Origin of the sequence: Roseovarius litorisediminis (genome assembly GCF_900172295.1) — a bacterium.
GTDB lineage: Bacteria > Pseudomonadota > Alphaproteobacteria > Rhodobacterales > Rhodobacteraceae > Roseovarius > Roseovarius litorisediminis.
This window is the reverse complement of the sequence record NZ_FWFL01000009.1, coordinates 46,993-71,428: the sequence shown is the minus strand read 5'-3', so window position 1 is coordinate 71,428 and position 24,436 is coordinate 46,993. Positions and strand designations below refer to the sequence as shown.

At 56.6% G+C, this 24,436-nt stretch carries 24 protein-coding genes; 11 read left to right on the top strand and 13 right to left on the bottom strand.

The window, feature by feature from the left end:
- Positions 1-58: 58 nt before the first annotated feature.
- A complete protein-coding gene (locus tag PEL8287_RS15935; RefSeq protein ID WP_235862320.1) occupies positions 59-625 on the bottom strand; it encodes a YqgE/AlgH family protein in 567 nt (188 codons plus the stop codon).
- Between the two features lie 73 nt (positions 626-698).
- On the opposite strand from PEL8287_RS15935, the gene PEL8287_RS15930 reads away from it, so the two are divergent.
- Positions 699-1,571 carry a protein-disulfide reductase DsbD domain-containing protein gene (locus PEL8287_RS15930; RefSeq protein WP_235862319.1) on the top strand — a complete coding sequence of 291 codons (873 nt, stop codon included), beginning with the start codon at positions 699-701 and terminating at the stop codon, positions 1,569-1,571.
- Here the strand turns inward: PEL8287_RS15930 and PEL8287_RS15925 are convergent.
- The 6 genes from PEL8287_RS15925 to PEL8287_RS15900 form a co-directional block, all read right to left on the bottom strand.
- Positions 1,568-4,957: an efflux RND transporter permease subunit gene (locus tag PEL8287_RS15925; protein WP_085893429.1), complete on the bottom strand. Its 3,390-nt coding sequence runs from the start codon at positions 4,955-4,957 to the stop codon at positions 1,568-1,570. The two genes, PEL8287_RS15930 and PEL8287_RS15925, sit on opposite strands and share 4 nt — an antisense overlap.
- A 3-nt stretch (positions 4,958-4,960) precedes the next feature.
- On the bottom strand, positions 4,961-6,418 hold the full coding sequence (locus PEL8287_RS15920) for an efflux RND transporter periplasmic adaptor subunit (protein WP_085893428.1): 1,458 nt from the start codon (positions 6,416-6,418) through the stop codon (positions 4,961-4,963).
- Positions 6,419-6,514: 96 nt separating this feature from the next.
- Positions 6,515-7,057: a molybdenum cofactor biosynthesis protein B gene (gene moaB / locus PEL8287_RS15915; RefSeq protein WP_085893427.1), complete on the bottom strand. Its 543-nt coding sequence runs from the start codon at positions 7,055-7,057 to the stop codon at positions 6,515-6,517.
- Positions 7,058-7,061: 4 nt separating this feature from the next.
- Positions 7,062-7,682 carry a LysE family translocator gene (locus tag PEL8287_RS15910; protein ID WP_085893426.1) on the bottom strand — a complete coding sequence of 207 codons (621 nt, stop codon included), beginning with the start codon at positions 7,680-7,682 and terminating at the stop codon, positions 7,062-7,064.
- Entirely contained in the window at positions 7,679-8,278 is a 600-nt protein-coding gene (locus tag PEL8287_RS15905; protein ID WP_085893425.1) for a metallophosphoesterase family protein, read from the bottom strand. Before PEL8287_RS15905 ends, PEL8287_RS15910 begins: the two co-directional genes overlap by 4 nt.
- On the bottom strand, positions 8,275-9,060 hold the full coding sequence (locus PEL8287_RS15900; protein WP_085893424.1) for a uracil-DNA glycosylase: 786 nt from the start codon (positions 9,058-9,060) through the stop codon (positions 8,275-8,277). Before PEL8287_RS15900 ends, PEL8287_RS15905 begins: the two co-directional genes overlap by 4 nt.
- A 294-nt stretch (positions 9,061-9,354) precedes the next feature.
- On the opposite strand from PEL8287_RS15900, the gene PEL8287_RS15895 reads away from it, so the two are divergent.
- The 6 genes from PEL8287_RS15895 to PEL8287_RS15870 all read left to right on the top strand — a co-directional run bounded on the left by PEL8287_RS15895 (position 9,355) and on the right by PEL8287_RS15870 (position 14,222).
- Positions 9,355-10,305, top strand: coding sequence for an aspartate carbamoyltransferase catalytic subunit (locus PEL8287_RS15895; RefSeq protein ID WP_085893423.1), 951 nt, complete (start codon positions 9,355-9,357; stop codon positions 10,303-10,305).
- The gene (locus PEL8287_RS15890) at positions 10,302-10,844 is read left to right on the top strand and encodes a hypothetical protein (protein ID WP_085893422.1); all 543 of its coding nucleotides are present in this window, start codon (positions 10,302-10,304) and stop codon (positions 10,842-10,844) included. The genes PEL8287_RS15895 and PEL8287_RS15890 overlap by 4 nt, the downstream gene beginning before the upstream one ends.
- Positions 10,841-11,296 (top strand): hypothetical protein, encoded by a 456-nt coding sequence (locus PEL8287_RS15885; protein WP_085893421.1) that lies wholly within the window; start codon positions 10,841-10,843, stop codon positions 11,294-11,296. The genes PEL8287_RS15890 and PEL8287_RS15885 overlap by 4 nt, the downstream gene beginning before the upstream one ends.
- A 136-nt stretch (positions 11,297-11,432) precedes the next feature.
- Positions 11,433-12,707, top strand: coding sequence for a dihydroorotase (pyrC, locus tag PEL8287_RS15880; RefSeq protein WP_085893420.1), 1,275 nt, complete (start codon positions 11,433-11,435; stop codon positions 12,705-12,707).
- 2 nt (positions 12,708-12,709) lie between these two features.
- A complete protein-coding gene (plsY, locus tag PEL8287_RS15875) occupies positions 12,710-13,315 on the top strand; it encodes a glycerol-3-phosphate 1-O-acyltransferase PlsY (protein ID WP_085893419.1) in 606 nt (201 codons plus the stop codon).
- A gap of 358 nt (positions 13,316-13,673) precedes the next feature.
- Positions 13,674-14,222: a DUF805 domain-containing protein gene (locus PEL8287_RS15870; RefSeq protein WP_085893418.1), complete on the top strand. Its 549-nt coding sequence runs from the start codon at positions 13,674-13,676 to the stop codon at positions 14,220-14,222.
- Positions 14,223-14,234: 12 nt separating this feature from the next.
- Here the strand turns inward: PEL8287_RS15870 and PEL8287_RS15865 are convergent, their stop codons facing one another.
- From PEL8287_RS15865 to PEL8287_RS15855, 3 genes are all read right to left on the bottom strand, one after another.
- Positions 14,235-15,605, bottom strand: a complete 1,371-nt coding sequence (locus tag PEL8287_RS15865) for a glutamate--cysteine ligase (protein ID WP_085893417.1) — start codon at positions 15,603-15,605, stop codon at positions 14,235-14,237.
- A 67-nt stretch (positions 15,606-15,672) separates the two neighbouring features.
- Positions 15,673-16,185: a hypothetical protein gene (locus PEL8287_RS15860; RefSeq protein ID WP_085893416.1), complete on the bottom strand. Its 513-nt coding sequence runs from the start codon at positions 16,183-16,185 to the stop codon at positions 15,673-15,675.
- Complete coding sequence (locus PEL8287_RS15855) at positions 16,182-16,907, bottom strand: 16S rRNA (uracil(1498)-N(3))-methyltransferase (RefSeq protein ID WP_085893415.1); 726 nt, start codon at positions 16,905-16,907, stop codon at positions 16,182-16,184. Before PEL8287_RS15855 ends, PEL8287_RS15860 begins: the two co-directional genes overlap by 4 nt.
- Positions 16,908-16,918: 11 nt before the next feature.
- On the opposite strand from PEL8287_RS15855, the gene ubiA reads away from it, so the two are divergent.
- The 3 genes from ubiA to PEL8287_RS15840 are packed head-to-tail and all read left to right on the top strand — an operon-like array spanning position 16,919 to position 20,173.
- Positions 16,919-17,884, top strand: a complete 966-nt coding sequence (gene ubiA / locus PEL8287_RS15850) for a 4-hydroxybenzoate octaprenyltransferase (RefSeq protein ID WP_085893414.1) — start codon at positions 16,919-16,921, stop codon at positions 17,882-17,884.
- Positions 17,885-17,943: 59 nt separating this feature from the next.
- Entirely contained in the window at positions 17,944-19,854 is a 1,911-nt protein-coding gene (locus PEL8287_RS15845; RefSeq protein WP_085893518.1) for an OmpA family protein, read from the top strand.
- Positions 19,841-20,173, top strand: a complete 333-nt coding sequence (locus PEL8287_RS15840; RefSeq protein WP_085893413.1) for a hypothetical protein — start codon at positions 19,841-19,843, stop codon at positions 20,171-20,173. Before PEL8287_RS15845 ends, PEL8287_RS15840 begins: the two co-directional genes overlap by 14 nt.
- 45 nt (positions 20,174-20,218) lie before the next feature.
- Here the strand turns inward: PEL8287_RS15840 and cuyB are convergent, their stop codons facing one another.
- Both cuyB and cuyA read right to left on the bottom strand, forming a co-directional pair.
- Positions 20,219-20,899, bottom strand: a complete 681-nt coding sequence (gene cuyB, locus PEL8287_RS15835) for a cysteate racemase (RefSeq protein ID WP_085893412.1) — start codon at positions 20,897-20,899, stop codon at positions 20,219-20,221.
- Entirely contained in the window at positions 20,896-21,900 is a 1,005-nt protein-coding gene (gene cuyA, locus PEL8287_RS15830; protein WP_085893411.1) for a D-cysteate sulfo-lyase, read from the bottom strand. The genes cuyB and cuyA overlap by 4 nt, the downstream gene beginning before the upstream one ends.
- A gap of 106 nt (positions 21,901-22,006) precedes the next feature.
- On the opposite strand from cuyA, the gene PEL8287_RS15825 reads away from it, so the two are divergent.
- Complete coding sequence (locus tag PEL8287_RS15825) at positions 22,007-22,939, top strand: LysR family transcriptional regulator (protein WP_085893410.1); 933 nt, start codon at positions 22,007-22,009, stop codon at positions 22,937-22,939.
- Positions 22,940-22,992: 53 nt separating this feature from the next.
- On the opposite strand, the gene hisD is transcribed toward PEL8287_RS15825, so the two are convergent.
- On the bottom strand, positions 22,993-24,291 hold the full coding sequence (gene hisD, locus PEL8287_RS15820) for a histidinol dehydrogenase (protein WP_085893409.1): 1,299 nt from the start codon (positions 24,289-24,291) through the stop codon (positions 22,993-22,995).
- Between the last annotated feature and the right edge of the window lie 145 nt (positions 24,292-24,436).

Here is a 24,436-nt window from a genome sequence, read left to right as displayed (position 1 = left end):
TTGCAGATTGACCAGAGGCCAGCAGGTTTTGAGGTTGTAAGCGACAGCAACTGAGATTTTAGGCCCGGCCTGCGCTTGCAGAAAGCGCCAAAGCGCTGACGCCCAGTTTTTTCAGCGCCGCTTCCCATTTGGTGGCAGCGGACGTGTCAAAAACCAGTGACGTATCGGCTTCGCAGGTCAACCATCCATTTTGGGCGATTTCTGCTTCCAGTTGGCCTGGCCCCCAGCCAGCATACCCCAGAGCCATGATGACTTTGTCTGGCCCCCGCCCTTCGGCCAGATCTTCCAGAATGTCTATGGTTGCGGTCATCGCGAATTCATCATTCACATCAAGTGTCGATATCGCAGAATGGTAACCACGATTATGCAATACAAAACCACGCCCGTGTTCCACCGGGCCGCCAAAACAGACGGGCAAATCAGGTGCATCCTTTCCGGGCTCGATTGATAGCTGCTCCAGCAAATCACGTAACCACAGGTCGCCGGTTGGTTTGTTGATCACCAGGCCCATTGCGCCTTCCTCGGAATGGGCACACATGAAAACAACGGAATGTGCGAATCGCGGATCACCCATGCCAGGCATCGCGATCAGTAGTTTTCCGTTGAGGTCGATGGTCTTTGCCAATCCTATGCTCCGGCATTGTTTTCTTAACAATGGGCGTGCCCAAAGGGCTGTGCAAGCGAAGGATGGGTAGTAAGTGAAAAAAAACTCGCTTGAATGTGAATTGGAAATCCAATTGAAATACCCCTATGTGAAGGGCATGATAAGCCGCCTTTTAAGTTTTTGCTTTACTGCCTTGCTCCTTGCAACCAACGGTGCCTTTGCCAAGTCACCGGGCGAGTTACTGGATCTGCATGTGCTGACAGGGTGGCAAAATGCAAATGGCACCCATACTGCTGCGCTTCGAATAATTCTTCATGATGGCTGGAAAACCTATTGGCGTGCGCCGGGCGAGGCAGGCATCCCACCAAGATTTGACTGGCTTAGCTCTGAAAATCTTGCGGCTGTCGAAGTGAGTTGGCCAACGCCAAAGCTGATATCGACCAATGGTGCCCGCGCCATTGGGTATGAACGTTCAGTAACTCTCCCGCTTACACTGACGCCAGATAAAAAAGGGCAATCGATCACACTTTCAGGTCAGATTGATTTGGGAATCTGCAAAGAAATTTGTGTGCCCGTCACCGTGACCTTTTCCCAGAAATTACCGATGGGTATTTCAAAACGTGACCCGCGCATTGTTGCTGCTCTGGCGGAGCGACCGTATTCTGCGGCAGAAGGGGGGGTGACACGGGTGGCCTGTCGAATTTCACCCATTGAAGGCGGCTTGCGCCTTACCGCCGAAATTGATCTTCCCTCTGTTGGTGGGAGCGAAGCCGCCATTGTGGAAACTGATAACCCCGATATTTGGGTATCTCAGCCTAAAACGACGCGCGAGGGAAAGCGGTTCACCGCTGAGGCCGAGCTTTTTCACGCAAACGGAAGTGCTTTCGCGTTGAACCGTTCAGGTTTGCGTATCACGGTTTTAGGGCAGTCTCATGCGGTGGATATTCAGGGTTGCCCGTCAGGTTAGACCTTTTTCGATTTCTGGCCCAGTGCCAGGACGATGTAGCAAAGCAGGGTAATGAACGCTGATCCGGCGATGAATACCACAAGCGCGGACAGCACCGGCGACAATTCCTCCAGTATCGGCAAAACGCTGGTGATCAGTGCGGGCAATGAACCTCTGAAAACCGTGAACCCGAGTGTTGATGCCATCCACGTCATTATGGCGATCAGTGCGACAAAAAGCGAAATCTGAATTCGTCGGGCGCGAAATTTCAAACCAAGACGCAGTGCCATGAAATATCTTTTGAAATCGTGTTGCATCGCGATCAGGGCCGGTACAACCAACAAAACCATCAACATGCCAAAACCCAGGCCGTAAACCAGCGTGATAACCGTGGGCTTTAAAAACTGTGCTTGCTGAGACCGCTCGAACAAAAGCGGTGCCAACCCCAGAACAGTGGTCAGTGTCGTCAAAAGAACGGCGCGCAGCCGATCAGCGGTTCCCTCAATGATCGAACCAATCAATCCCTTCTCTTTTGCATATTCGTCTATCGTCGTCACCAGAACGATTGAATCGTTAATAATGATGCCTGTCATTCCCAACAGACCGACGACCGAAAACATGCTTAGCGGAACGTCCCACTGGTGGTGCCCATATATTGTTCCCACCAGACCAAAAGGAATGATGGCCATGACAACAATGGGTCTAGTCCAGCTTGCAAATACCCAAGCCAGAACAAGATAGATTCCAGTCAATGTAAGGATAAGCCCAAGCCGCGCATCTTTAATAAAGTCATCTTCCTGTTCAGATAGGCCCGACATCCGCCATTCGACCTGATGTTCGCTGGATATCGTTGGCAAAATCTCGGTTTCCAGCAATTTCATGACTTTTTCGGCCTCTGCCGGGTCGTCCTCTGAAATATCACCGGTGATATTGATGACCCGAACACCGTTGTTTCGCTTTACTGTAGAAAACCCGGTGCGTCGTTCCACGCTGACAATATCTGCAAGCAGAACGTATTCGCCCGCGGGCGTGCGCAACTGCATCCTTTCAAGGAAATCCGCCGCCAATTCGCCTTCCGGAAGTTCGACCCTGATTTCGGCGCTGCGCGTCCCCAAGGGGTAAGTTGCGGCTTCGATGCCGTTGATCCGGTTTCGGAGCACTTTTCCCAATGCATCAGTTGTAAAGCCCAAAGCTTGCCCTTGTGGGGTCAGTTCAAGGATCAACTCCTGTTTGTCATATGCAAGATTGTCTTCCAACGCCGAGACGATGGAAAAACCCGCAAGCGATTCTTTCAGTGCTTGCGAGGCGGCTTTCAGCACGTCTGCGGACGCGCCAAAAAACTGGATGTCCAGTGCATCCCCCCCGGGGCCAGACCTCCAGCCCCGGAAACTGACGGTTTCGGCCAGTGGATGGTGCACGACCTTATCCTGCAGTTCGCCCACAAAAGCGAAGCTGGAATAGGGCCTGAGATCGGCATCAATCAATTCGATCGAAATACCCCCCAAAAGATCCTCGTCTTTGGTTTCGGCACCGGCCAGTCCCCGCCCGGTGGTGCCGCCGACCTGCGCCAAAACATAGTCCAGAGGATTTTGCCCGTAACGTTCTTCGTATTCGAGCCCCAGGGCTTCGGTCGCGCGCTGCATCTCCTGCATCATTTCCAGCGAATCTTCGCGGGTCGCCCCAGAGGTCATGGCGAAACTGCCAGTGACACTTCCGCGTTCGGGCGCGTTGAAAAAGCGCCAGGTCACATCGCCACCAATGAAAACGGCGATCTGCGAGGACAAAATCAGTACCATGCCGGCAAATACCGGGTATCGTGCCCAAATCACGAATTTCATGAAGCGTCGGAATGCCCGATCACGAAGCCAGACGAACCCCCGGTTCACTATACGGCTGGGCCAGTCATACCAATGCTGCTTGCCTGCATGTCGCAACGCGTGTGACATGTGATTGGGTAAAATAAGAAAGCATTCTACCAGACTGGCGGTCAGCACCACGATCACGGTAAATGGAATATCGATGATCAGATCTCCGAACCGCCCACCGATGGCTGTCAGTCCGAAAAAAGCGATAAGTGTGGTCAGCGTGGCGGAAAAAACAGGAACCGCCATTCGACGCGCTGCATTTTCCGATGCTTCGATGGGGCCTTCACCCAGCTTGCGTACGCGTGCATCGGCATGTTCGCCCACGACAATGGCATCATCTACAACGATACCCAAAGTAATGATGAGCGCGAATAGCGAAACCATATTGATCGTCAGACCCGCCAGATACATCATTGCAATCGCAGCCATCATGGATACCGGAATACCAGCGGCCACCCAGAATGCTGTGCGTGCATTCAGAAACAGGAACAGCAAGCCAAGAACCAGCGCCAAACCGGTTGCGCCGTTGCTGAGCAGCACATTAAGACGCCCCGATATCGCATCCGAACGTGTTCGGATCAGTTCGATACTGACGCCTTCGGGCAGGGTTTCTTCCAGTTTGGCAGCGATGTCTTCGACCGTGGCTTGAATTTTCAGAGCGTCACCTTGATCTGAACGGTCAACCCTAATCGACATCGCGGGCGCATCGCCGACAAAAAAGCTTAAGTCACTGGTGATACTGCTTGCTTTAACCGTTGCGATGTCACCGACCGTAAGTTTTGTGCCATCCTGACGGGAAATCAGCACGATATCAGAAATTTTGTCAGGGTCGCGCTTTTCAACACCGGTGCGGACGCGTGTATTCGATCCGCTGACATCGCCTGCGGGATCGGTCGCAACCTCTTGCGCTATGGCGTCGGCGATCTCTGTCATCGTGATGTCATGGGCAATCAGGTTGGTCGATGGCACTTCGATGATTGTTTCGGGTGCGGCCACACCCCGCACGGAAGTACGGGTCACGCCAGCATCAAAAAGACGGACCAGTAACTCATCTGCAAAAAGCCCAAGCTGTTCGGCTGCGACAGGTCCTGTGATGACAATGTCGGTTACCCTGTCCACCCAGACATCGCGCCGCACTTCGGGTTCTTCCGCGTCCTCAGGTAGCAGGGTCACCGTGTCAATCGCCGCCTGTACGTCATCGGCGGCACGGCCAATATCCAAGCCGGGTTCAAACTCCAATTGGATATGGGCACGGTTTTCGCGGCTGGTGGCCCAACTGCTTTTTACGCCTTCGACAGCCAGCAACACCGGTTCAACTGCCTGAATGATCGCGTTGTCCACGTCTTCTGCGCTGGCCCCATCCCAGACAACTGACACCGATATATTGTCTACTATGACATCAGGGAAAAACTGCGCCCGCATCCGTGGCAACGCGGCAAGTCCCAAGACAATCAGGACAGTCAGCAACAGGTTGGCCGCTGTCCGGTGTCGCGTGAAGTAGGACAGCAAACCACCGGCCGAATGAGGAAGCGGGCGTGTCACAGGTCAGCCGCCCATGCGGCGTTCCAGCCGTTTCACCATGCTGGCGGGGACGCGTGCCTGCTCCAGTTGACCAAGCAGACGTGACTTGACCGCTTCAGGAAGGTCGGTGCTGGTTTCAACGAATGATACCAGCCGGGCGCGGCGGGTTTGGCTCAACTCCAACATTTCAGGCGTTGCAGCGTTTGCCTGGCCTTGGCGCTGCAAGGGCCGGACCTTGATACCTGCACCCAACAAGGGCGAGCGTTCGGCCACAACAGTGCGTCCTTCCAGCCCTTCGGCAAATACCAGAATATCGTCACCCTGTCGGCGGATCAGATCAACTTTCATAGCTGTCAGCCGGTTGGTGTCGTCCAGAATCAGGATGCTGCCATCGGCCCCAAGAGAGGTTGCAGGCAATCTTACCATGCGTTTCAGAGGAGGTTCTTCAATTTCGACCGTTACGAAGTCACCAGGTTTCAAACCGGGAGCGAACCCCAGAGTGGCATAGATCAGTCGCCCGGTTTGTCCTTCGCCTACAATTGCGCTGTCACGACTGATCATGCCGCTGTAGGTCAGATCTTCGCCAAAAACATCCAGGGTGATTTCGACCGGCATTTTACGCAATGAACCGCTCTCGTCCAGCAAACGGGCGTATTGCTGCGTTGATACCCTGAATGCGACCTCAAGCGTCTTGGCGTCAATCAGATTGGCAAGTTGTTCATTGTTGGACACCAAGCCCCCCTGAACCGCGGTCACATTGCTAAGAGTACCTGAAAATCCTGCGACAACCCGGGTGTCTTGCAGCCGGCGCTTGGCCTCGGCCAAGGCAATCTCTGCACGTCGCAGCTGCGTCGTTGCCTGATCTACGCGGGCCTCGGCATTTGCCAATCCCTGCCGGCTGGCTATTACGGCCTGTCGGGCTTGCGCTGCCGAAAGTTCTGCTGTTTCCACGGTTGCAGCTGTCCCAACACCGCGATCTTCCAGGTCGCGCTGTCGAACAAAGGCACGGTCGCGCAATTGCGATTGCGCTCTGGCTGCAGCCAGTTCATCCCTCGCCAGCACCAGTGCGCGGGCGGCCTCGCGTTTTTCAGCCTCAGCATCCAGCAGGTCGCTTTTGGCGCGATCCAGTGCCGACTGAGCATCTGCAGGATCGACGAGCGCCAGCAACTGGCCAGCCTGAACGCGCCCGCCTTCGACGAACTCTGCTGCAATTTCAACCAGAGTGCCACTTGCCTTGGCGCGAATTTCAAGAGTTCGGCTGCTTTTTACCTCTCCAAATGCAGTAAGTGTGGGGGCTATGGTCTCTTCGCGAGCTTCAACCACGGTTACAGCGAAAACCCGTTCGTTGCGTACAGGCACTTTGGATTCTTGTGCCAAACGCTCATTAATTGCCGAAACCACAGTGAATCCGGCATACACGAACAATCCCAGTGTCACGGACAGCAGGAACAGGCCGGTCAGACTATTGCGTAGAAACCGCATGTGTTTCCAACCCTTGATCATGACCGAAATCGGTCTGTCTTAATGTAAGCAGGTCGCACGAAATGCCAAGCTTAAGGACTTATACGCGATATCGCGCTATTTCCGGCGCTTATGTTCTTCAAGTCGCGGCATTATTTCCACAAAGTTGCAGGGCCGGTGGCGGTAATCCAGCTGAAATTTCAGGATTTCGTCCCAGGCATCCTTGCAGGCACCGGGGCTGCCGGGCAAGGCAAAAAGGTATGTACCGCCAGCAACGCCGCCCGTGGCGCGGCTTTGGACGGCGCTGGTGCCGATTTTCTGCATGCTGACGAGGGTGAAAACCGTTCCAAAAGCCTCGATTTCTTTCTCATAGACATCGCGGTGCGCCTCGACCGTGACATCACGCCCCGTCAGCCCTGTGCCCCCGGTCGAGATGATCACGTCTATGTTTTCCTGCGCAATCCAGTCGCGTAGCTGATCCGCAATCAGGGTGCGTTCATCGCGGATGATTTTGCGATCCGCCATAATATGGCCTGCCTGCGTGATCCGGGCTGCCAGCGTATCGCCCGAGCGATCATCGGCCAGGCTGCGGCTGTCGCTGACTGTCAGCACCGCGATGCGGACGGGGATGAATTCAAGGGTTTCGTCAATGCGCGACATCGTGTCAGGCCCTTTCCAACAGTGCCAGCCGGGCGGCCAGAGCGGTAAAAATCGCGGCACTGACATAACCCAGACCGCGGGCAAACCGGGGCGAGGTTGTCAGTGCGCGCCCCAAACCGCCGGCAAAAACACCCACGCCGCCGTTGATTACGAACCCTCCGATGGCCAGTACGAGGCCGAAGATCAGAAACTGCAGCAGAATGGGCCCGCCTGCAGGGTCAACGAATTGTGGCACGAAAGCCAGGACAAACAGGATAACCTTGGGGTTGGTGAGGTTTACCAATACTCCTTCGCGAAAGGCGCGTCTTGCAGGGGTTGGCGGGGTGTCGGCGGCTGTGGGGCGGGCGGTTAGTGCATTAAATGCAAGCCATAGCAGGTAGCCCACACCGATCCAGCGGATCACATCAAACACCCAAGGCACGGCTGCCACCAGCGCGCCCAGACCCAGACCGGCCAGAGTGACATGCACCAGGCCGCCAACGGAAATCCCGGCGCTGGCGGCCATGGCCGCGCGCGGACCCGAGCGCAGGCCAAGCCCGAGGCAGAACATCATATCCGCCCCCGGTGACAGGTTCAGCGCCAGCGCTGCGGGGATAAAGGTCAACAGAACAATCGGGTCGATCATGGGCTTATCTCAAACCAGTTGGGGTTGGGGCCAAGGTTGACCACTTTTGTGTTGCCGATCTGACCGGATATGCCCCAGCTGTCATGGATATGGCCGCAGACCGCCAGTTTTGGCTGGATCCGTTCGATGGCGTCAAAAATTGCGCGCGAGCCGACGGACAGTCCGGTTGATGTCATATCGGCCACGCCTTTGGGGGGCGAATGCAGGATAAGAATGTCTGCCGCTTCGCATCTTGCCAGCATCTCGGCGGCCTGTGTTTCGGACAGGTCGCAGGACCACTCCCCAAAAGGTGTGGTTGGCACCCCGTAGCCCAGACCAAACAGGGTGAGCCCATCAATAGTCGTGCCCGCCCCGTGTAACACCTGGGTGCCGATATGGGCTGCATCGCGCAGCTCGGCATCACTTTCGGCATTACCGGGGACAACGACCAGTGGCGCGGAAATGCCCGATAGCAGGTTCATCGCCTCAGGCAAGTGTTGCCGCATATCGCAGAAATCCCCGGCCCCAATCACCAGATCAGCCTCGCGGCTGGCCTCAACCAGGATTTCCGCCCGGCCGCGAGCGTGGTGAAGGTCCGAAAACGCCATGATTCTCATGTGTCGCCCCTCAACCGCGCCTGCAGATCCAGAAGATCAGCCCAGGCCTCGCGTTTGGCGTGGGGGCTGCGCAGTAAATAGGCAGGGTGGAACATCGGCAGGGCAGGTTTGCCATAGGCCTGTACCCATTGGCCGCGCAGCCGGGTAATGCCGCGTTTGCTAAGCCCCGCCTGACAGCTGATATTGCCCATCAGCACCACGATATCGGGATTCACCAGCTCGACATGGCGTTGCACGAAGGGCAACAACATGGCGATCTCTTCGGGTTTGGGGTCACGGTTCTGGGGTGGGCGCCACGGCAGGACATTGGTGATATAGACCGCCTGTTCGGGTTTTTCTTCGTTGCGACCCAAATCAATGGCAGCAAACATTCGGTCCAGCAATTGCCCGGCACGACCAACAAAGGGCTTGCCTTGCATATCCTCATCCCTTCCCGGCGCCTCGCCAATGATCATCACGCGGGCATTGGGGTTGCCATCGGCAAAGACCAGATTTCTCGCCCCACGCTTCAACTCGCAATGCTCAAACCCGGCCATAGCCGCACGCAAGCCTTCAAGCGTATCTGCTCCGGCAGCGGCCGTTTTGGCCTCCGCCACCGGATCGGCCTGTATTGTTTGGGCCGGGGCCGCCACGGGGGCAGGGGTTGTCGAGACAGGTTTGGCCTGCTTTTCTGGCACCTCATAGCGATTAACAGGCTCATCGCCAATCGACTCGGTCGCACCGAGTTCGATCTGCCAGTCCAGCAGTGCCTTCGCGTGGTGAAAATCTAAGGCCGATTCCATGCGGCAAATCTAGACTGGCAACGCGCCGGGTAAAACCACTCATTCCTTCCCCGGTCTCTATTCTTGCCCTGGGCGCGGTAAACCCGCGTCATGTCAAAAAGATAAACATGAAATGCCAAACTTCATATGCTGCGGGATGATTTGAAATTATGGATGAAAGGCTGTCTGTTATCCGATGAATCGGGTAAAACCCAAAAGCCTGCCAATGTAGGTTTCATCACGAATTGAAACCCCGGCTTGCTCCGGGGCCAAGGCCTTTCTATAAGCGGGCAGATTTCAGGCACGGAGCGGCGGATGAGCTTTTCACAATCCCACCTTCTGGGGATCGAACCCCTCTCGCCCACCGATATTACAACCATTCTTGATCTGGCGGATCAGTATGTCGCGCTGAACCGGCGTGACGTAAAGCATTCTGATGCGCTGGCGGGGCTGACGCAGATCAACATGTTCTTTGAAAACTCCACCCGCACGCAGGCCAGTTTCGAACTGGCGGGCAAACGCCTGGGCGCGGATGTGATGAACATGGCGATGCAGGCCAGCAGCATCAAAAAGGGCGAGACGCTGATTGATACCGCGATGACGCTGAACGCCATGCATCCCGATCTGCTGGTCGTGCGGCATCCGCATTCAGGTGCAGTGGACCTGCTGGCGCAAAAGGTGAAATGCGCCGTTCTGAACGCAGGCGACGGGCGGCATGAACACCCAACACAGGCCCTGCTGGATGCCCTTACGATCCGGCGCGCCAAGGGACGTTTGCACCGTCTGAGCATCGCGATTTGTGGGGATATCGCGCATAGCCGTGTTGCGCGTTCGAATATTCTTCTGCTCGGAAAAATGGAGAACCGGGTACGTCTTGTGGGGCCCCCTACGCTGATGCCCAGCCAGATCAGTGAGTTTGGCGTCGAGGTTTTCGACGACATGCGCGAAGGCCTGAAAGGCGTTGATGTGGTGATGATGCTTAGACTTCAGCGCGAGCGGATGGATGGTGGTTTCATCCCGTCCGAACGCGAATATTACCACCGCTATGGTCTGGATGCCGAAAAGCTGGGTTATGCCAAAGATGACGCGATTGTTATGCATCCGGGGCCTATGAACCGCGGCGTAGAAATTGACGGCGATATTGCCGATGACATCAACCGCAGCGTCATTCAGGAACAGGTTGAGATGGGTGTCGCTGTGCGTATGGCGGCGATGGACCTTCTGGCGCGTAACATGCGGGCGCGGGTGAAAGAGGTCATGGCGTGACTGGTCGAATCGCGATCAAAGCGACTGAGCATGGAGTTGTACGCGTCTTTACCGTTGATCTTCCACCTTCCGAGCTGGAGGGATTCAACACCAGAAATGGCAGTTGGCCTTTACTTGAAGCGCTTGGTGCCGACACGCTGGACGCCAGCCAGATAGAACTTTTTCCGTTGTCCGATTTGGCGGAAATGGGACTTGCCGGGTATCTTGAGGAAGGGCTGGGTATTCCAAAAGATCAGATCAATGAATTGCGCCCGCAGCTTGCCGCGATGAAAGGTGCTGTTCTGATCCTGCGATCACCTGCTTTTGGCGGCGTTGAGCAAGTCCTGGCCCCGCGCGCGCCACTTCGATTGGTGGGAACCTTTACCGAAGAGAATGCAACGGTCTCTTTTGTCCCGCTGCCTAAAGCGTCGGCACAAGGCCAGGTAGGCGCCTCCGGGAAAAAGGCCCCTAGCAATGCCGCGATTTCAGGGCGCATCGCAATGTTCGCTCTGCTGGTTCTGTTTGCATTAGTCGGTGTGATGGTCTGGGTGGCTTCATGACTGGTATGGAAACGTTTCACAGTATGACCCCGACAACGCCACTGGCGGAAGGAGAGGAACTGTTGACCAGCTTTCATCCCGATCGTGCGACCTATTATCGCGATCACGCTTTGCTTGCGGCGGTGGCCATGGCGTTGGGAATGGCGGCGCTCTGGATTGCAGGAAATCCCCACGTCTGGACAGGTGCCGTTGGTGGGCTGGCCGCAGTGGCCGTTCGGGCATTCTACGTCGCCTCAGATGAACTGGCTGCGCGGTGGGATCTGACCAACAGACGGCTCCTGGGTCCGCAGGCGCGTGCGGTCCGATTGGGCGAGATTTCAGATTTGCGTGTTCTTGGAAGCGCCGTTCAGGTTGTTACCCGATCCGGCGAAAAGCATCTTTTGAAATATCAGCCTGATCGCGATGCAACGCGAAACAGGATCACAGCAGCAATGGCCGGAGGTCAGGCATGAGCCTACTTTCAAGAATGAGCAAAACCGGGGAAGTGCCTGGCTTGGTGGGAAACCCCGGCATCGAAAACAGGTGCGGTCGTATTGGCGCGATGCGCAGCGTGTGGGGCTTAGTGCAAGACATGCAAGGGGATGATTCATGAAAATTCTTTTTACCAATGCCCGGCTGATTGACCCCGAGAACGACACCGATCAGATCGGGGCGCTGATGGTCGAAGACGGGCTGATCAAAGAGGTGATTTACGGCGGCTCATTTGACGGTGCTGATAATACAATCGATTGCGGTAAAAAATGTCTGGCACCGGGTATCGTCGATATCGGGGTCAAGGTTTGCGAACCAGGTGAACGGCACAAAGAGAGTTATCGTTCAGCAGGCATGGCCGCCGCTGCCGGGGGCGTCACAACCATGGTAACCCGCCCCGATACGCTGCCCGCGATCGACAATCCCGAAACGCTTGAATTTGTCGCACGCCGTGCCAACGAGGCTGCTCCGGTCAATGTGCTGACAATGGCGGCGCTGACAAAGGGCCGTGAAGGCCGTGAGATGACAGAAATCGGCTTTCTTATGGACGCAGGCGCCGTGGCCTTTACAGATTGCGACCATGTGGTTTCCGACACCAAAGTATTCAGCCGGGCGCTGACCTATGCCCGTGCACTTGGAGCTTTGGTAATTGCCCACCCGCAGGATCCGGGCCTTTCGGCAGGTGCCGCTGCGACATCGGGAAAATTTGCCTCTCTTCGAGGGTTGCCTGCCGTACCCTCTATGGCAGAGCGCATGGGACTGGACCGGGACATCGCCCTGCTGGAAATGACCGGTGCGCGGTACCATGCAGACCAGATCACGACCGCGCGTGCCCTTCCGGCGCTGGAAAGGGCCAAGGCCAACGGGCTGGATATCACCGCGGGCACTTCGATTCACCACCTGACATTGAACGAGTTGGACGTGTCCGATTATCGCACTTTCTTTAAGGTCAAGCCGCCGCTGAGATCAGAGGCGGATCGGCAAGCGGTGGTCGAGGCCGTGCGCAACGGGCTTATCGACACAATCAGTTCGATGCATACACCGCAGGATGAGGAGTCAAAACGACTGCCGTTTGAAGAGGCCGCAAGCGGTGCCGTGGCGCTGGAAACCTTGTTGCCGGCAGCTTTGCGCCTTTATCATTCCGACGATCTGAGCCTGCCAAAGCTTTTCCGCGCCATGGCAACGAACCCTGCAAAACGGCTGGGCCTTGCAGCCGGGTGTCTGGCAATAGGTGCACCGGCGGATCTGGTTCTTTTTGACCCCGATGCGCCCTTCATGCTGGACCGGGAAATGTTGAAATCAAAATCCAAGAATACGCCGTTTGACGGCGCTCGTATGCAGGGTAAGGTGCTGGCAACCTATGTTGCCGGAATCCCTGTTTTCGAGGCCTGAACATGCCATCTATCGAAACCACTGCATCCATCTTGCTGATATGGGCGGCTGTCGGATACCTTCTGGGTTCGATCCCGTTTGGTATTGTGCTGTCAAAGCTAATGGGATTGGGAAACCTGCGCGAGATAGGGTCAGGCAATATCGGGGCAACCAATGTTCTGCGGACCGGCAACAAGGCGGCAGCCGCCGGGACATTGTTACTTGATGGTGGCAAAGGTGCCATAGCGGCCCTTCTGGCCTGGGCGCTCACCGGAGAGGACGCGGCGCAATTGTCCGGGCTGATGGCTTTTATTGGCCATTGTTTTCCTGTCTGGCTGGGTTTTAAGGGCGGCAAAGGTGTGGCTACATTTCTGGGTCTTCTGCTGGCACTTGCCTGGCCGGTTGGTATTGCTTGTTGTCTGACCTGGTTGGCAACTGCATTGACCACGCGTATTTCATCCCTATCTGCCATCGTCGCAGCCGCGTCTTCGACGGTGTGGATACTTGTGCTGGGCTTTGGGCAGGTCATGCTTTTGGGAATGATCCTGACACTTCTGGTGTTTTACCGGCATGCAGAAAATATTAAACGCCTTCGCGCTGGAACAGAGCCAAAGATCGGGCAAAAGTGATGGTAGGCATCGGAACAGGGAACGATGCGACACACGCTAGGGTGCAAAGCACTTTGGCCCCATCCTGTACCAGATAACCTCTGACGCACGTCCGAAGCCCTGCGGAATGTCAGAGCAAAAAGAAGGCATTTGAATTTTCTCTGATCTTTTGTGCCGGATGGAAAAAGCAAATAAGCCTTAGCTTCACACAGATATCGTTCTGAAATCAGCTTTTTAGTGGGTTCCTTCCGTGCAGCCCGGGCAGAAATTTTTTGCCGCGTAGCTAAAGATGTCAGCCAAACTTTCAAGCGGTTTTTGCCTAAATCAAGACACGATCATCTAGCAAAACGAATACACGTATTTGGCGAGAGGAATAAAGATGATTGGACCTATTGCAGCATTGGAATCGGTGTTCTTCAAGTATTTTACGCTCCGGGGGCGTGCCAGCCGGGCTGAATACTGGTGGTTCGTCCTGTTTTATACGCTGGCTTTGATAGCCGCCATTTTCATGGATGTATTGCAGTTTACCAGCGCAGACCAATCATCGTTGAATCCGTTTAGTTACACATCTGTCTGGTTTTCACTGCTGACGGTAATTCCGATGTTTACCGTGACCATTCGCAGGTTGCATGACAGTGGTCGTTCGGGGCTCTGGTATTTCCTTTTCCTGGTTCCCGTTGTCGGAGGGATCATCATGATCGTCCTGATGGTTGCCCCGTCAGAACAAGATGACAACATATATGGACCACCACCACTGGCACAATTGCGGGCGACGCGGCCAAGCGGGTCAGGAACAGCGCGCCGCGATCCGATGCAGGCCTATGCCATTCTTGATCGCGTCGATGAAGAACCGACACCCGAGATGGTCGAGGCGCGCCGTGAAGAAATCAGAGAATACTACCGTACCCGTGTTGCATCGCGCGCCTGATGTGCAAAGCGTTCAATAGCTGTATTCGCTGTAAATCCGGCTAAGATCCCTGTCCCAGTCGCCGTAGTAATGCTCTAACAGCTCATCTGCGGGGACCTTGCCGCTTTCCACACTTTCCTTCAGGGTATTCAGGAAGTGCGTCTCGTCAGGGATCATCCCGCCAGCGCCGCTTCTTGCACGTGCCTTCAGGCCTGATTCTGAGATTTTGACCGCCTCGCGCGCCAGATCATGCATGCTGATGTTACCCACACGGGCCTGCAGGCCGTCAACGCTGGCTGCAATACGCAGGCTGTCGCGGATCTCGGTATCCCATTCCTTGCACAGATCCCATGCTGCATCGAGCGACGTTTGATCATACATCAACCCAACCCAAAACGCTGGCAGTGCACAAAGGCGCCGCCAAGGGCCTCCGTCAGCACCGCGCATTTCCATGAATTTCTTGATCCGTGCCTCGGGGAAAATCGTCGTGAGGTGATCAGCCCAATCGCTCAGCGTGGGTTTTTCGCCAGGTAGCGCGGGCAACTCACCCTTCAGGAAGTCACGGAAAGACTGGCCAAGCGCGTCGATATAGTTGCCATCGCGATAGACAAAATACATCGGTACATCCAACGCATATTCGGCGTATTGCTCGAACCCGAATCCATCTTCAAAGACAAAAGGCAAGGTGCCTGTCCGATCCGCGTCCAGATCGCGCCAGACCCTTGAGCGCCACGATTTGTGGCCATTAGGCTTGCCCTCAAGAAACGGGGAATTGGCGAAAAGGGCGGTCGCCACAGGTTGCAATGCCAGCGCAACGCGGAACTTTTGCACCATGTCCGCCTCGGATGAGAAATCAAGGTTTACCTGAACCGTGCAGGTGCGGCGCATCATGGTCTGGCCCATGGTGCCGACCTTTTGCATATAGGCATCCATCAGCTTGTAACGGCCCTTGGGCATCAGGGGCATCTCATCATGGGTCCATATCGGGGCCGCGCCCAGGCCGATGAAGCCAACGCCGACCTTGTCGGCAATGTCCTTGACGTCACGCAGGTGTGCGTTCACCTCATCGCAGGTCTCGTGAATCGTCTCAACAGGCGCGCCTGACAATTCCAGCTGCCCGCCTGGCTCTAGGCTGACGTTGGCGCCGTCCTTTTCCAGCCCGATCAGTTTGCCGCCCTCTTCCACCGGGGCCCAGCCGTGGCCGTCGCGCAGCCCCTCCAGCACCGCCAGAATGCTGCGTGGCCCCTCATAGGGGATCGGTTTCAGCGTGTCTTTGCAATATCCAAACTTCTCGTGCTCGGTGCCAATGCGCCAGTCTTCTTTGGGTTTGCAGCCGCTTTCCAGATACCCGGCCAACTGTTCGTGGTGTTCAATCGGCCCGCCGCCGGATTGGGGAATAGACATTTTTCGGGCCTCCAGGGCTGGTCAGGGTTTTAACGGAAGCCACAAGTGGCGTTTATCGGGGCTGCTGTCAATGCAGCCAAACGGCGGGACGTTGCCAGATCACGACGGGTTGATCACTGTCGCGGTGCATTTCTGAAAGCATCTTTTCCGTGCGAATCCCAGGTAGGGTCGCAAAGACATCAAACAGCGCCTCGGCGCCTTCGGCAGTAAGTGGGATCGTCAAATCGGGCTGCATGGGCTGACTAAGCACCCACTGCGGTGGTTTGGCGGTTGGATCAAGGATGAGCGAGGACATCTCTGACATCGCCACTACGCCGCCGGTCAGAGGGCCGTAGTAGGTGACTTGCCGTTCGGTCACCTTGACGATGCCCGGACCACCACGCCCCATGCGAAACCGCGCCCGCTGAATACCCGCAGCTATCATCACCGCGCCCATCACCAACACCGCAAAGCCCAGCCAATGCAACAAGCCAAATGTGCCAAACGCCCACCAACTGCCCAGGAACAGCACCGCCCCCCCCAACAGCACCTCGCGCCAGCGCCAAAGCGCGGCGCGCGCCTCGGGGCGGATAAAGCTCATCCCCAATCCCCCAAGGCCTGCTGCCAGACCGTCATCGCCGCCACCGCCGCCGTGTCAGCGCGCAGGATGCGGGGCCCAAGGCTGACAGCGTGTGCGAAGGGCAGGCTGTGCAGACGCTGACGTTCGGCGTCTGAGAAGCCGCCTTCGGGGCCAATCAGGATCGCCCATTTTTCACCCTGCGCTTTACCCAGTGTTTTCGCCGCGCCAACCAGTGATTCATCGCAGAACATCAGTTGGCGATCCTCTGGCCAGCCCGGCAGCATCCGGTCCAGCCGCTGCAGCTCGCAGACCTCAGGTACATAAGTGCCTCCGCATTGCTCGGCGGCCTCGATCGCATGGGCCTGCAACCGGTCCTGACGGATACGCTCGGCATTGGTGAAATCCGTCTGCACAGGGCAGATGCGCGCGGCGCCCATCTCGGTCGCCTTCTCAACAATGAAATCGGTGCGCGCTTTTTTGATCGGTGCAAACATCAGCCACAGGTCAGGTGGCATCTGCAACCGGCGTGTCCGCATATCGACGCGCAGGCTGCCATTTCGCTTGCCGGCCTCGGCCACCTCAGCGCGCCATTCGCCGTCGCGCCCGTTAAACAGCGATACCGCATCGCTGATGTTCAGACGCATCACCCCGAACAGATAATGTGCCTGCTCACGCGTCAGAGGAATGGTTTGCCCTTCCCCCAAAGGGTGCTCTACATAAAGCCTGATCTTTGCTGCTTTCATGGGGCTAACATATGACCGGGAATGACCAGACGCCAGAGGCCACAGGCAAGGTTGCCGATGCGGTTCAGGACAATTGGGTTGATCGGCTGGCGCCAGCACCCGCACGGCCCTATCTGCGCCTCAGCCGAGCGGACCGACCGATTGGCACATGGCTGCTGCTGCTGCCCTGCTGGTGGGGGCTGCTGCTGGCAATGTTGCATGACGGACGCGCCACATGGTTTGATCTTTGGATTCTTGTAAGCTGTGCCCTTGGCGCGTTTTTGATGCGCGGGGCGGGATGTACCTGGAACGATATCACCGACCGGCATATCGACGGCAGCGTGGCACGCACCGCGTCACGGCCCATCCCCTCGGGGCAGGTTCGGGTCAAACAGGCGCTGGTCTGGTTGGCGGCACAGACGCTTGTGGCGTTTGGCATCCTTCTGACCTTTAACATCGCGGCCATAGGTCTTGGTGTTCTGTCGCTGCTGCCAGTGGCAATTTATCCATTTGCAAAACGTTTTACGTGGTGGCCGCAGGTTTTTCTGGGGCTGGCTTTCAACTGGGGGGCTTTGCTGGCCTGGACCGCCCATACCGGCCGGTTGGAGTTGCCTGCCGTTATCCTTTACGTTTCGGGTATTGCCTGGACTCTGTTTTATGACACGATCTATGCCCATCAGGATGCCGAGGATGATGCGCTGATCGGGGTCAAATCCACTGCACGCCTGTTTGGTGAAAATACTCCAAAATGGTTGCGTTGGTTTCTTGTGGCGACCGTATCGTTGCAGGCCGGGGCGGTCATCATGGCCGTTCCGGATGGGCGGTTTCTGGCATTGCTGGTGGCCATTTGCGGCCCCTGGGCCCTGGGTTGGCACCTGCAATGGCAACTCCGCCATTTCGACGCTTCTGACAACGCGGGTCTGCTACGGCTGTTTCGGTCGAATCGCAACGCCGGCTTTCTGCCTATGCTGTTTTTCGCCGTAGCGCTTCTCCTGTGATTGAACTTGGTGCCTTCACCGCCTAAAGACTTATGAGTAACAAAAAAACGGCCCCTCTGATGCGCCTGTCTTCGATTTTTGCGATTTCCGCGACCTTTCTGGTGGCTGCGGTTCTGTGCCTTGTCGCAGCGAGGTTTTCGGTAACTGTCATCGAAGATAATTCGCGTGTTTCGGTGCGCGACACGCTGGATAAAAACGGCCTAGTCTGGACCGAAGTAGATGCGGATGGTTTGCAGATTTTTCTAGGTGGCACGGCCCCAAGTGAAGCAACGCGCTTCAAGGCCCTTTCGGTTGCCGGTACCGTTGTAGATGCCGCTCGGGTAATCGACCAGATGTTGGTCGAAGATACGGCCGATGTCACACCACCAAGGTTTTCGGTTGAAATTTTAAGAAATGACCATGGTATTTCTTTGATCGGGCTGATCCCGGCTGCGACGGACCGTGAAAAGTTGTTGCAAGATATATCAAAGATTACGGGTGGTGCGAAGGTGGCTGATTTGTTGGAATCAGCTGATTATCCCCAACCCAGAACCTGGCCGCGTGCTTTGGGCTATGCGGTGAAATCACTTGAAGACCTGCCTCGTACAAAAATTTCGGTAGACGCCGAACGGGTTCAGATTACGGCCATGGCCGACAGCGCAGAAGACAAGGCGAAAGTCGAGACTGAATTGGCCCGCCGAATCCCCGATGATGTTCGGCTGGCTTTGAATATTTCTGCACCACGGCCTGTTATCACGCCTTTTACGCTTAGATTTCTGATTGAGGACGGCAACGCCCGGTTTGATGCCTGTTCCGCAGATACCGAAGAGGCCCGTCAAGAAATTCTGAGCGCTGCCGGCAAGGCCGGTCTGCAGGTAAAGGCCGAGTGTACAATCGGACTTGGAGTTCCTTCACCTCAGTGGGGGGCGGCCTCGGTGCAGGCCATTGCAGCGCTTGCAGAGCTAGGGAGCGGGAGTCTAACAATTTCGGATGCAGATATTTCGTTGCTGGCCAGCGAAGGAACACCGCAACGCACATTTGATGACGTTGTTGGGCGGCTGGAAAACACTCTGCCCGAAGTATTTGCCCTGCATGCGGTATTACCGGAACCACCTGATGAAAGTGCGCCGGTTGCACCCGAGTTCGTCGCCACTTTGTCGCCTGAAGGGTTGGTGCAGATCAGGGGCCGGGTTGGAAGTGAACTGACCCGTGAAACGGTTGATAGTTTCGCTAGGGCGCGCTTTACCTCGGACTCGGTTCATACAACAGCGCGCGTGGCGGAAGGTTTGCCACAGGACTGGCCACTTCGCATCCTGACCGGGCTGGAGACCCTTTCCTACCTGTCAAACGGGGCCGTGACTGTTACGCCAGACAGCCTGAGTGTGCGTGGCAATACCGGTCGCAAAGAGGCAAGCGCGCTGATCTCGCAGTTTTTGTCCGAAAAGCTGGGGGAAGCTGAAAAATTTTCTATCGATGTGACCTACAAAAAAGCACTTGATCCAGTTGCCGGTATTCCGACGCCGGATGAATGCGAAGAACAGATCGCCGAAATACAGCTGACCCGAAAAATCAATTTCGAGCCGGGTTCTTCGACGATCGACTCAAGCGGTGCGTCTATCATGGACGACATCGCCAAGGTCCTGAAGAAATGCGGCGAGATTCGCATGGAAATTGGCGGTCATACAGATAGCCAGGGGCGCGAAATTATGAACCAGCAACTTAGCCAGGCGCGGGCAAATGCGGTTCTGAACGAATTGCGGTTGCGCAGGGTTCTGACCTCGTCGATCTCGGCGAAGGGGTATGGCGAAAGCCAGCCAATTGCCGATAACGATAGTGAAGGCGGGCGCGAGGCCAATCGCCGGATCGAATTTCGTCTGATCCGTCCCGAACCTGTAAAGGAACGGCAGACAGGTCTTGAAAGCCTTGAGGAACCGGTTGAAGAAGGGGCAGAGAGCCCTAACCAGGAAGACACGCCAGATGAACAGAACTGAGTTTATCATCGCCACTGCCATCGTGCTGTTTGTGGCGTTTTGCATGGGTTGGTTTGCCAACTGGCTGGTTCACAAGTTTATCCGCGTATCGCAATCGGACGTGGGTGAGCTGGAGAAAATGGCGCAAGAACTGCACGAGGCCGAAGAAACCCGCGATCAGGCGATTACATATCTTCAGCAGCGCGAGGCCGAACTGACCAATCAGTTAAGCCAGACAGAGGCCGAATTGGCTGCCACGATGGACGGGTTGCGCGAGGCGCGACGTGAAGCTGAAGAGATGCGTATCCACATTGAAAAAGTAACCGCAAAATCGGTCTAAAGCGTTTCAAGATACAGCAGTGATGCAGCTTGATCGCAAAACGCTCTAATGTGCGGAAAACTCAACAATTGCGGCAGTAAGGCAATCAAGGCTGTCAGACCAGTCTGCGCCGTCGGGTAGAAATTCGGTCAACAGCGACAATTCCGTGCAGGCGATCAGCAGATGGTCGGCGCCCGCGTCAAGCAGTTTTGTCGCCTCTGCGTGTAGCGCTAACCCAAGCTGGTCACTGCTTTGCCCAGCCTTGACGGAACGAATGAGTGACAGGATTGCAGTGTCATCCGGGGCAGTTACAGCGGTCAGCCCATTGGCGGCAAAGGGCATATCAAAGACCCCTGCAATTCGCGTGGCGGGCGAGGCCAGCATGCCGATTCTTTTCGCGCCGGACGCGGCCAGCGTCTGCGCTGTCAGTTCCAGCATGTTCAAAAAGGGCAGGTCGGTTGCGCCAGCCACAGAGTGGGCATAGTGGTGTGCAGTATTGCAAGGCATGGCCAGCGCTTGCGCGCCGGCCAGTTTCAGGTCGCATGCCATTTGTACCAGCACCGGTGCAGGGCTGGGCCCGGTGCCTTCGATCAGCGCCTTGATGCGGCTTGGCACCTGCGGGTTCTGATGCACGATCAGCGGTATGTGATCAGCATCGTCCGTCGCAGGCACCGCACGCAGTACCTTTTGCATCAGCGCGATGGTCGCTTCGGGGCCCATCCCGCCAAGCACGCCGACCGGTTTCATTTTGGAACGTTAAAACAGTGGCTGTAGCCGGCCAGACCAATGGCGCCGCCGGTATGAAGGAACACCACCTTTTCACCCTTTTTGAAATGGCCTTTGCGGCACAGGTCAATCAGTCCGGCAGCCCCTTTGGCAGAATAGACCGGATCCAGTAGAATCGCCTCGGTTCTTGCGAAGATATCTATGGCTTCCAGGGTATCATCGCCTGGCATACCGTAGCCGGGACCAACGTAGTCGGTATTGGCCACGACATCTTCACGCGCGACAACACCAGGGCAGCCCAGCTTCTCGGCGGTTTTGACAGCCAGATTATAGACATTTTCCTCTTGCTTGGCTTTGGGTGCGCGTACGCCGATGCCCAGCAGGGGAATGTTGGCGTTCATGGCTTTTAGGCCGGTAATCAGCCCCGCCTGCGTGCCCGCGCTGCCGGTGGCATGCACGATGTGATCTACGTTCAGGCCGGTGGTGACAAACTGGCCCAGCATTTCCAAAGCACAATTGACATAGCCTAGCGCGCCCGTGGCGTTCGAGCCACCGCCGGGGATGGTATAGGCATTGCGGCCTTCGGCGCGGAATTTGTCGGCCACGGCTTCCATTTCGGCGTTCATATCCAGATCGGGGCCGCGATGTTCCATCGTTGCACCGTGCAGGTGGTCCAGCAGGACGTTGCCGTTATATTTGTAATTGTCATAGTTATAGCCAGTGCGGTCCTCCAGCAGGATATGGCAATCCATGCCCAGTTTGGCGGCCGCCGCTGCGGTCTGGCGGGCGTGGTTGGATTGGGTGGCCCCTTGGGTCAGTACAATATCAGCGCCTTGCGCCTGCGCTTCGGCCATCAGAAATTCCAGTTTACGGGTCTTGTTGCCGCCGGTCGAAAGCCCGGTGCAATCGTCCCGTTTGATCCAGATTTCTGGCCCGCCCAGGTGTTCGGAAAGGCGCGGCATCAGTTCCAGCGGGGTGGGCAGGTGGGCAAGGTGGACGCGGGGAAATTTGGCGAGATTCATTGCAGACTCCTTAACTTTCTTTTTGCGAAAGAAACCACATCTCGTTCTCGCATACAATTTCGAAATATCGACTTTAACTTGCGGAAATTGCAAGTTAGGATCGTGCATGAGACTTGAGTGGATCGAAGATATTCTGGCGGTGCTTGATACGGGATCGTTCAGCGCCGCCGCAGAGCGCCGGTATCTGACGGCCTCGGCCTTTACTCGCCGGATTCGGAGCATTGAACATGCACTTGGTTGCGCGCTGTTTGACCGGGATCGCAAGCCAGTCACCTTGCTGCCGCATGTCCGGATGATGGAGTTCGAATTGCGCGAGGCGGCAAGACGCTTTCGGGAATTGCGATTGGGCCTGTCGGATATCCACGGTCAGCACCGCAAACGTCTGTCGCTGGGATGCCAACATGCGCTGACAACCATGGTGTCGCCCGGGCTGGCGCGCAGTCTGGGCCAAAGCCGGGATGTTGAACTGCGGATACGCTCAGGCACGCGCAGTGCCTGCCATCTGATGCTTTTGCGTCAGGAGGTGGATTTTGGGCTGGTATACGAGACCGCCGAGGATGCGCTGGAATTCGACATTGGCCTGTTCGAGCAGATACCTCTTGGTGTGGATGGCCTGATTCCGGTTGGTAATCTGCGCGATCATGACACGATACGCGAGGCGTTGGCGCGCAGGGATCTGCCATTGATCACCTATCCTGCTGACATCTATCTGGGCGAGGTTTTAAGAATGCATATTCTGCCCCAGCTGTCGCGCGAGACGACAACCTATAACGTGGCCGAAACCGGGCTGACACCGGCGGTGCTACAGTTTATCCGGCAGGGGCTGGGGATCGGCTGGCTGCCCCGCTCGGTGGCGCACGAGTCGCTGGAGCGCGGCGAACTGGTGGACCTGTCCGGCCAATTGCCCGCTACGCGGTTAAACATCAGATTGGTACGGACGCGCACCGGAGGCAACGACCTGACCGATGCAGCCTGGGTGCGATTGCAATATGATGCGGCGGCGATTTCTGTGGCCGGTGTCAGGGCCTTGACCGTATGACGCGACCGGCCTTTCGCTGATCCTGAAGCAGTGTTTGTTCAAGCGTAGTGGGATCAGTCGTTTGCAGCCCGCTTCCCGGGTGCCGTCTTGGGCAACCGGATATCGGCCGAACGGGCATGTCCCTCCATACGTTCGGCACGGCTGAGGCTGGCGGTGACACGGGCCAGATCGGGCAGAGTGCGTTGATCTACCTGTTGCCAGGTCACGGTTTTCAGGAATTTATGTACTGACAGCCCCCCTGTATAACGAGCGGCTCCACTGGTGGGCAAAACGTGGTTGGGGCCTGCGGCCTTGTCGCCAAATGCCACGGTCGTTTCTTCTCCCAGAAAAAGTGAACCATAGGCCCTGAGACGCTCGCGCCACCACGGCAGGTCGCGTGCCTGTACGTGCAGATGCTCGGGCGCTTTTTCATCCGCATAGTGCGCCATCTCTTCCGCGCTGTCGCACAGTACAATTTCAGCCAGGTTAGTCCAGGCGGTCAGCGCGGCTTGCCGGTTTGGCTCGGGTAGATCAGCGATCAGAGCCGGCACCCGTGCCAAAACCTGATCGGCCAGTGATTTGTGAGTGGTGGCAAGCCAGACCGGTGAATTTGCCCCGTGCTCTGCTTGACCGACCAGGTCGACAGAAACGGTTTCAGGATCAGCGGTTTCATCGGCGAGCACAAGGCTATCGGTGGGGCCCGCAAACATATCAATGCCAATCGGGCCGTAAAGCTGGCGCTTGGCCTCGGCCACATAGGCATTGCCAGGCCCGACCAGGATATCTGCCCTTGGGGCGCCAAACATGCCAAAGGCCATCGCGGCAATCCCTTGCACGCCGCCAATGGTCAGGATGCGTGTCGCGCCGGCAAGGTTCATGGCATATAGCATTGCGGCCGGAATGCCCTCGGCCCCGTTTGGGGGCGAAACTGCCGTGATGTCAGGTACACCTGCCACGCGTGCAGTGCCGATTGACATCAATGCGGATGCGATATGGGTATAGCGACCGCCCGGCACATAGCAGCCCGCCGCCTGCAGCGGAATTTGTCGCTGTCCGGCAATCAGACCTGGGCGCAGTTCTACCTGCATGTCCTGCGCTGTCGCGCGCTGAGCTTCGGCAAAACGCGAGATATTGTCATGCGCCCACTGGATGTCGTCCTTGAGAGCCTGCGGCACTGCTTCAATCGCCGCCACGATCTGGTCGCTCGTGACGGTGATCCCGCCCTGCCAGCCATCCAGCGTGTGGGCATATTCCAGTGCCACTTGTGCGCCACCTGCCTTCAGCCGTGCCAGCATCACCTGCACGGTGTCAACAATGTCAGCGGCCGTTTGTGGTGGCTCTCCGGGGGCAGTTTTCAGGTAGGTCAGGGCCATCAGCAATATCTCCTTACCCACTGGAATGCGCCTGACTCCCTTCTCGAGCAAGCGATTTGCGCGCCAGTCTCCCTTGTTTTTCTCTGCGCTAAACAGTCGTTTCGGAAAACCTGAAACCTTGATTTACAGGCTTGGGAGGATTTTT

What these genes read in the sequence shown, in the direction of transcription:
- PEL8287_RS15920 (WP_085893428.1), bottom strand. Translation starts at nt 6,418, where the DNA reads ATGCGGTTTCTACGCAATAGTCTGACCGGCCTGTTCCTGCTGTCCGTG.
- moaB (WP_085893427.1), bottom strand. Translation starts at nt 7,057, where the DNA reads ATGTCGCGCATTGACGAAACCCTTGAATTCATCCCCGTCCGCATCGCG.
- PEL8287_RS15910 (WP_085893426.1), bottom strand. Translation starts at nt 7,682, where the DNA reads ATGATCGACCCGATTGTTCTGTTGACCTTTATCCCCGCAGCGCTGGCG.
- PEL8287_RS15905 (WP_085893425.1), bottom strand. Translation starts at nt 8,278, where the DNA reads ATGAGAATCATGGCGTTTTCGGACCTTCACCACGCTCGCGGCCGGGCG.
- PEL8287_RS15900 (WP_085893424.1), bottom strand. Translation starts at nt 9,060, where the DNA reads ATGGAATCGGCCTTAGATTTTCACCACGCGAAGGCACTGCTGGACTGG.
- PEL8287_RS15895 (WP_085893423.1), top strand. Translation starts at nt 9,355, where the DNA reads ATGAGCTTTTCACAATCCCACCTTCTGGGGATCGAACCCCTCTCGCCC.
- PEL8287_RS15885 (WP_085893421.1), top strand. Translation starts at nt 10,841, where the DNA reads ATGACTGGTATGGAAACGTTTCACAGTATGACCCCGACAACGCCACTG.
- pyrC (WP_085893420.1), top strand. Translation starts at nt 11,433, where the DNA reads ATGAAAATTCTTTTTACCAATGCCCGGCTGATTGACCCCGAGAACGAC.
- plsY (WP_085893419.1), top strand. Translation starts at nt 12,710, where the DNA reads ATGCCATCTATCGAAACCACTGCATCCATCTTGCTGATATGGGCGGCT.
- PEL8287_RS15870 (WP_085893418.1), top strand. Translation starts at nt 13,674, where the DNA reads ATGATTGGACCTATTGCAGCATTGGAATCGGTGTTCTTCAAGTATTTT.
- PEL8287_RS15865 (WP_085893417.1), bottom strand. Translation starts at nt 15,605, where the DNA reads ATGTCTATTCCCCAATCCGGCGGCGGGCCGATTGAACACCACGAACAG.
- PEL8287_RS15860 (WP_085893416.1), bottom strand. Translation starts at nt 16,185, where the DNA reads ATGAGCTTTATCCGCCCCGAGGCGCGCGCCGCGCTTTGGCGCTGGCGC.
- PEL8287_RS15855 (WP_085893415.1), bottom strand. Translation starts at nt 16,907, where the DNA reads ATGAAAGCAGCAAAGATCAGGCTTTATGTAGAGCACCCTTTGGGGGAA.
- ubiA (WP_085893414.1), top strand. Translation starts at nt 16,919, where the DNA reads ATGACCGGGAATGACCAGACGCCAGAGGCCACAGGCAAGGTTGCCGAT.
- PEL8287_RS15845 (WP_085893518.1), top strand. Translation starts at nt 17,944, where the DNA reads ATGCGCCTGTCTTCGATTTTTGCGATTTCCGCGACCTTTCTGGTGGCT.
- PEL8287_RS15840 (WP_085893413.1), top strand. Translation starts at nt 19,841, where the DNA reads ATGAACAGAACTGAGTTTATCATCGCCACTGCCATCGTGCTGTTTGTG.
- cuyB (WP_085893412.1), bottom strand. Translation starts at nt 20,899, where the DNA reads ATGAAACCGGTCGGCGTGCTTGGCGGGATGGGCCCCGAAGCGACCATC.
- cuyA (WP_085893411.1), bottom strand. Translation starts at nt 21,900, where the DNA reads ATGAATCTCGCCAAATTTCCCCGCGTCCACCTTGCCCACCTGCCCACC.
- PEL8287_RS15825 (WP_085893410.1), top strand. Translation starts at nt 22,007, where the DNA reads ATGAGACTTGAGTGGATCGAAGATATTCTGGCGGTGCTTGATACGGGA.
- hisD (WP_085893409.1), bottom strand. Translation starts at nt 24,291, where the DNA reads ATGGCCCTGACCTACCTGAAAACTGCCCCCGGAGAGCCACCACAAACG.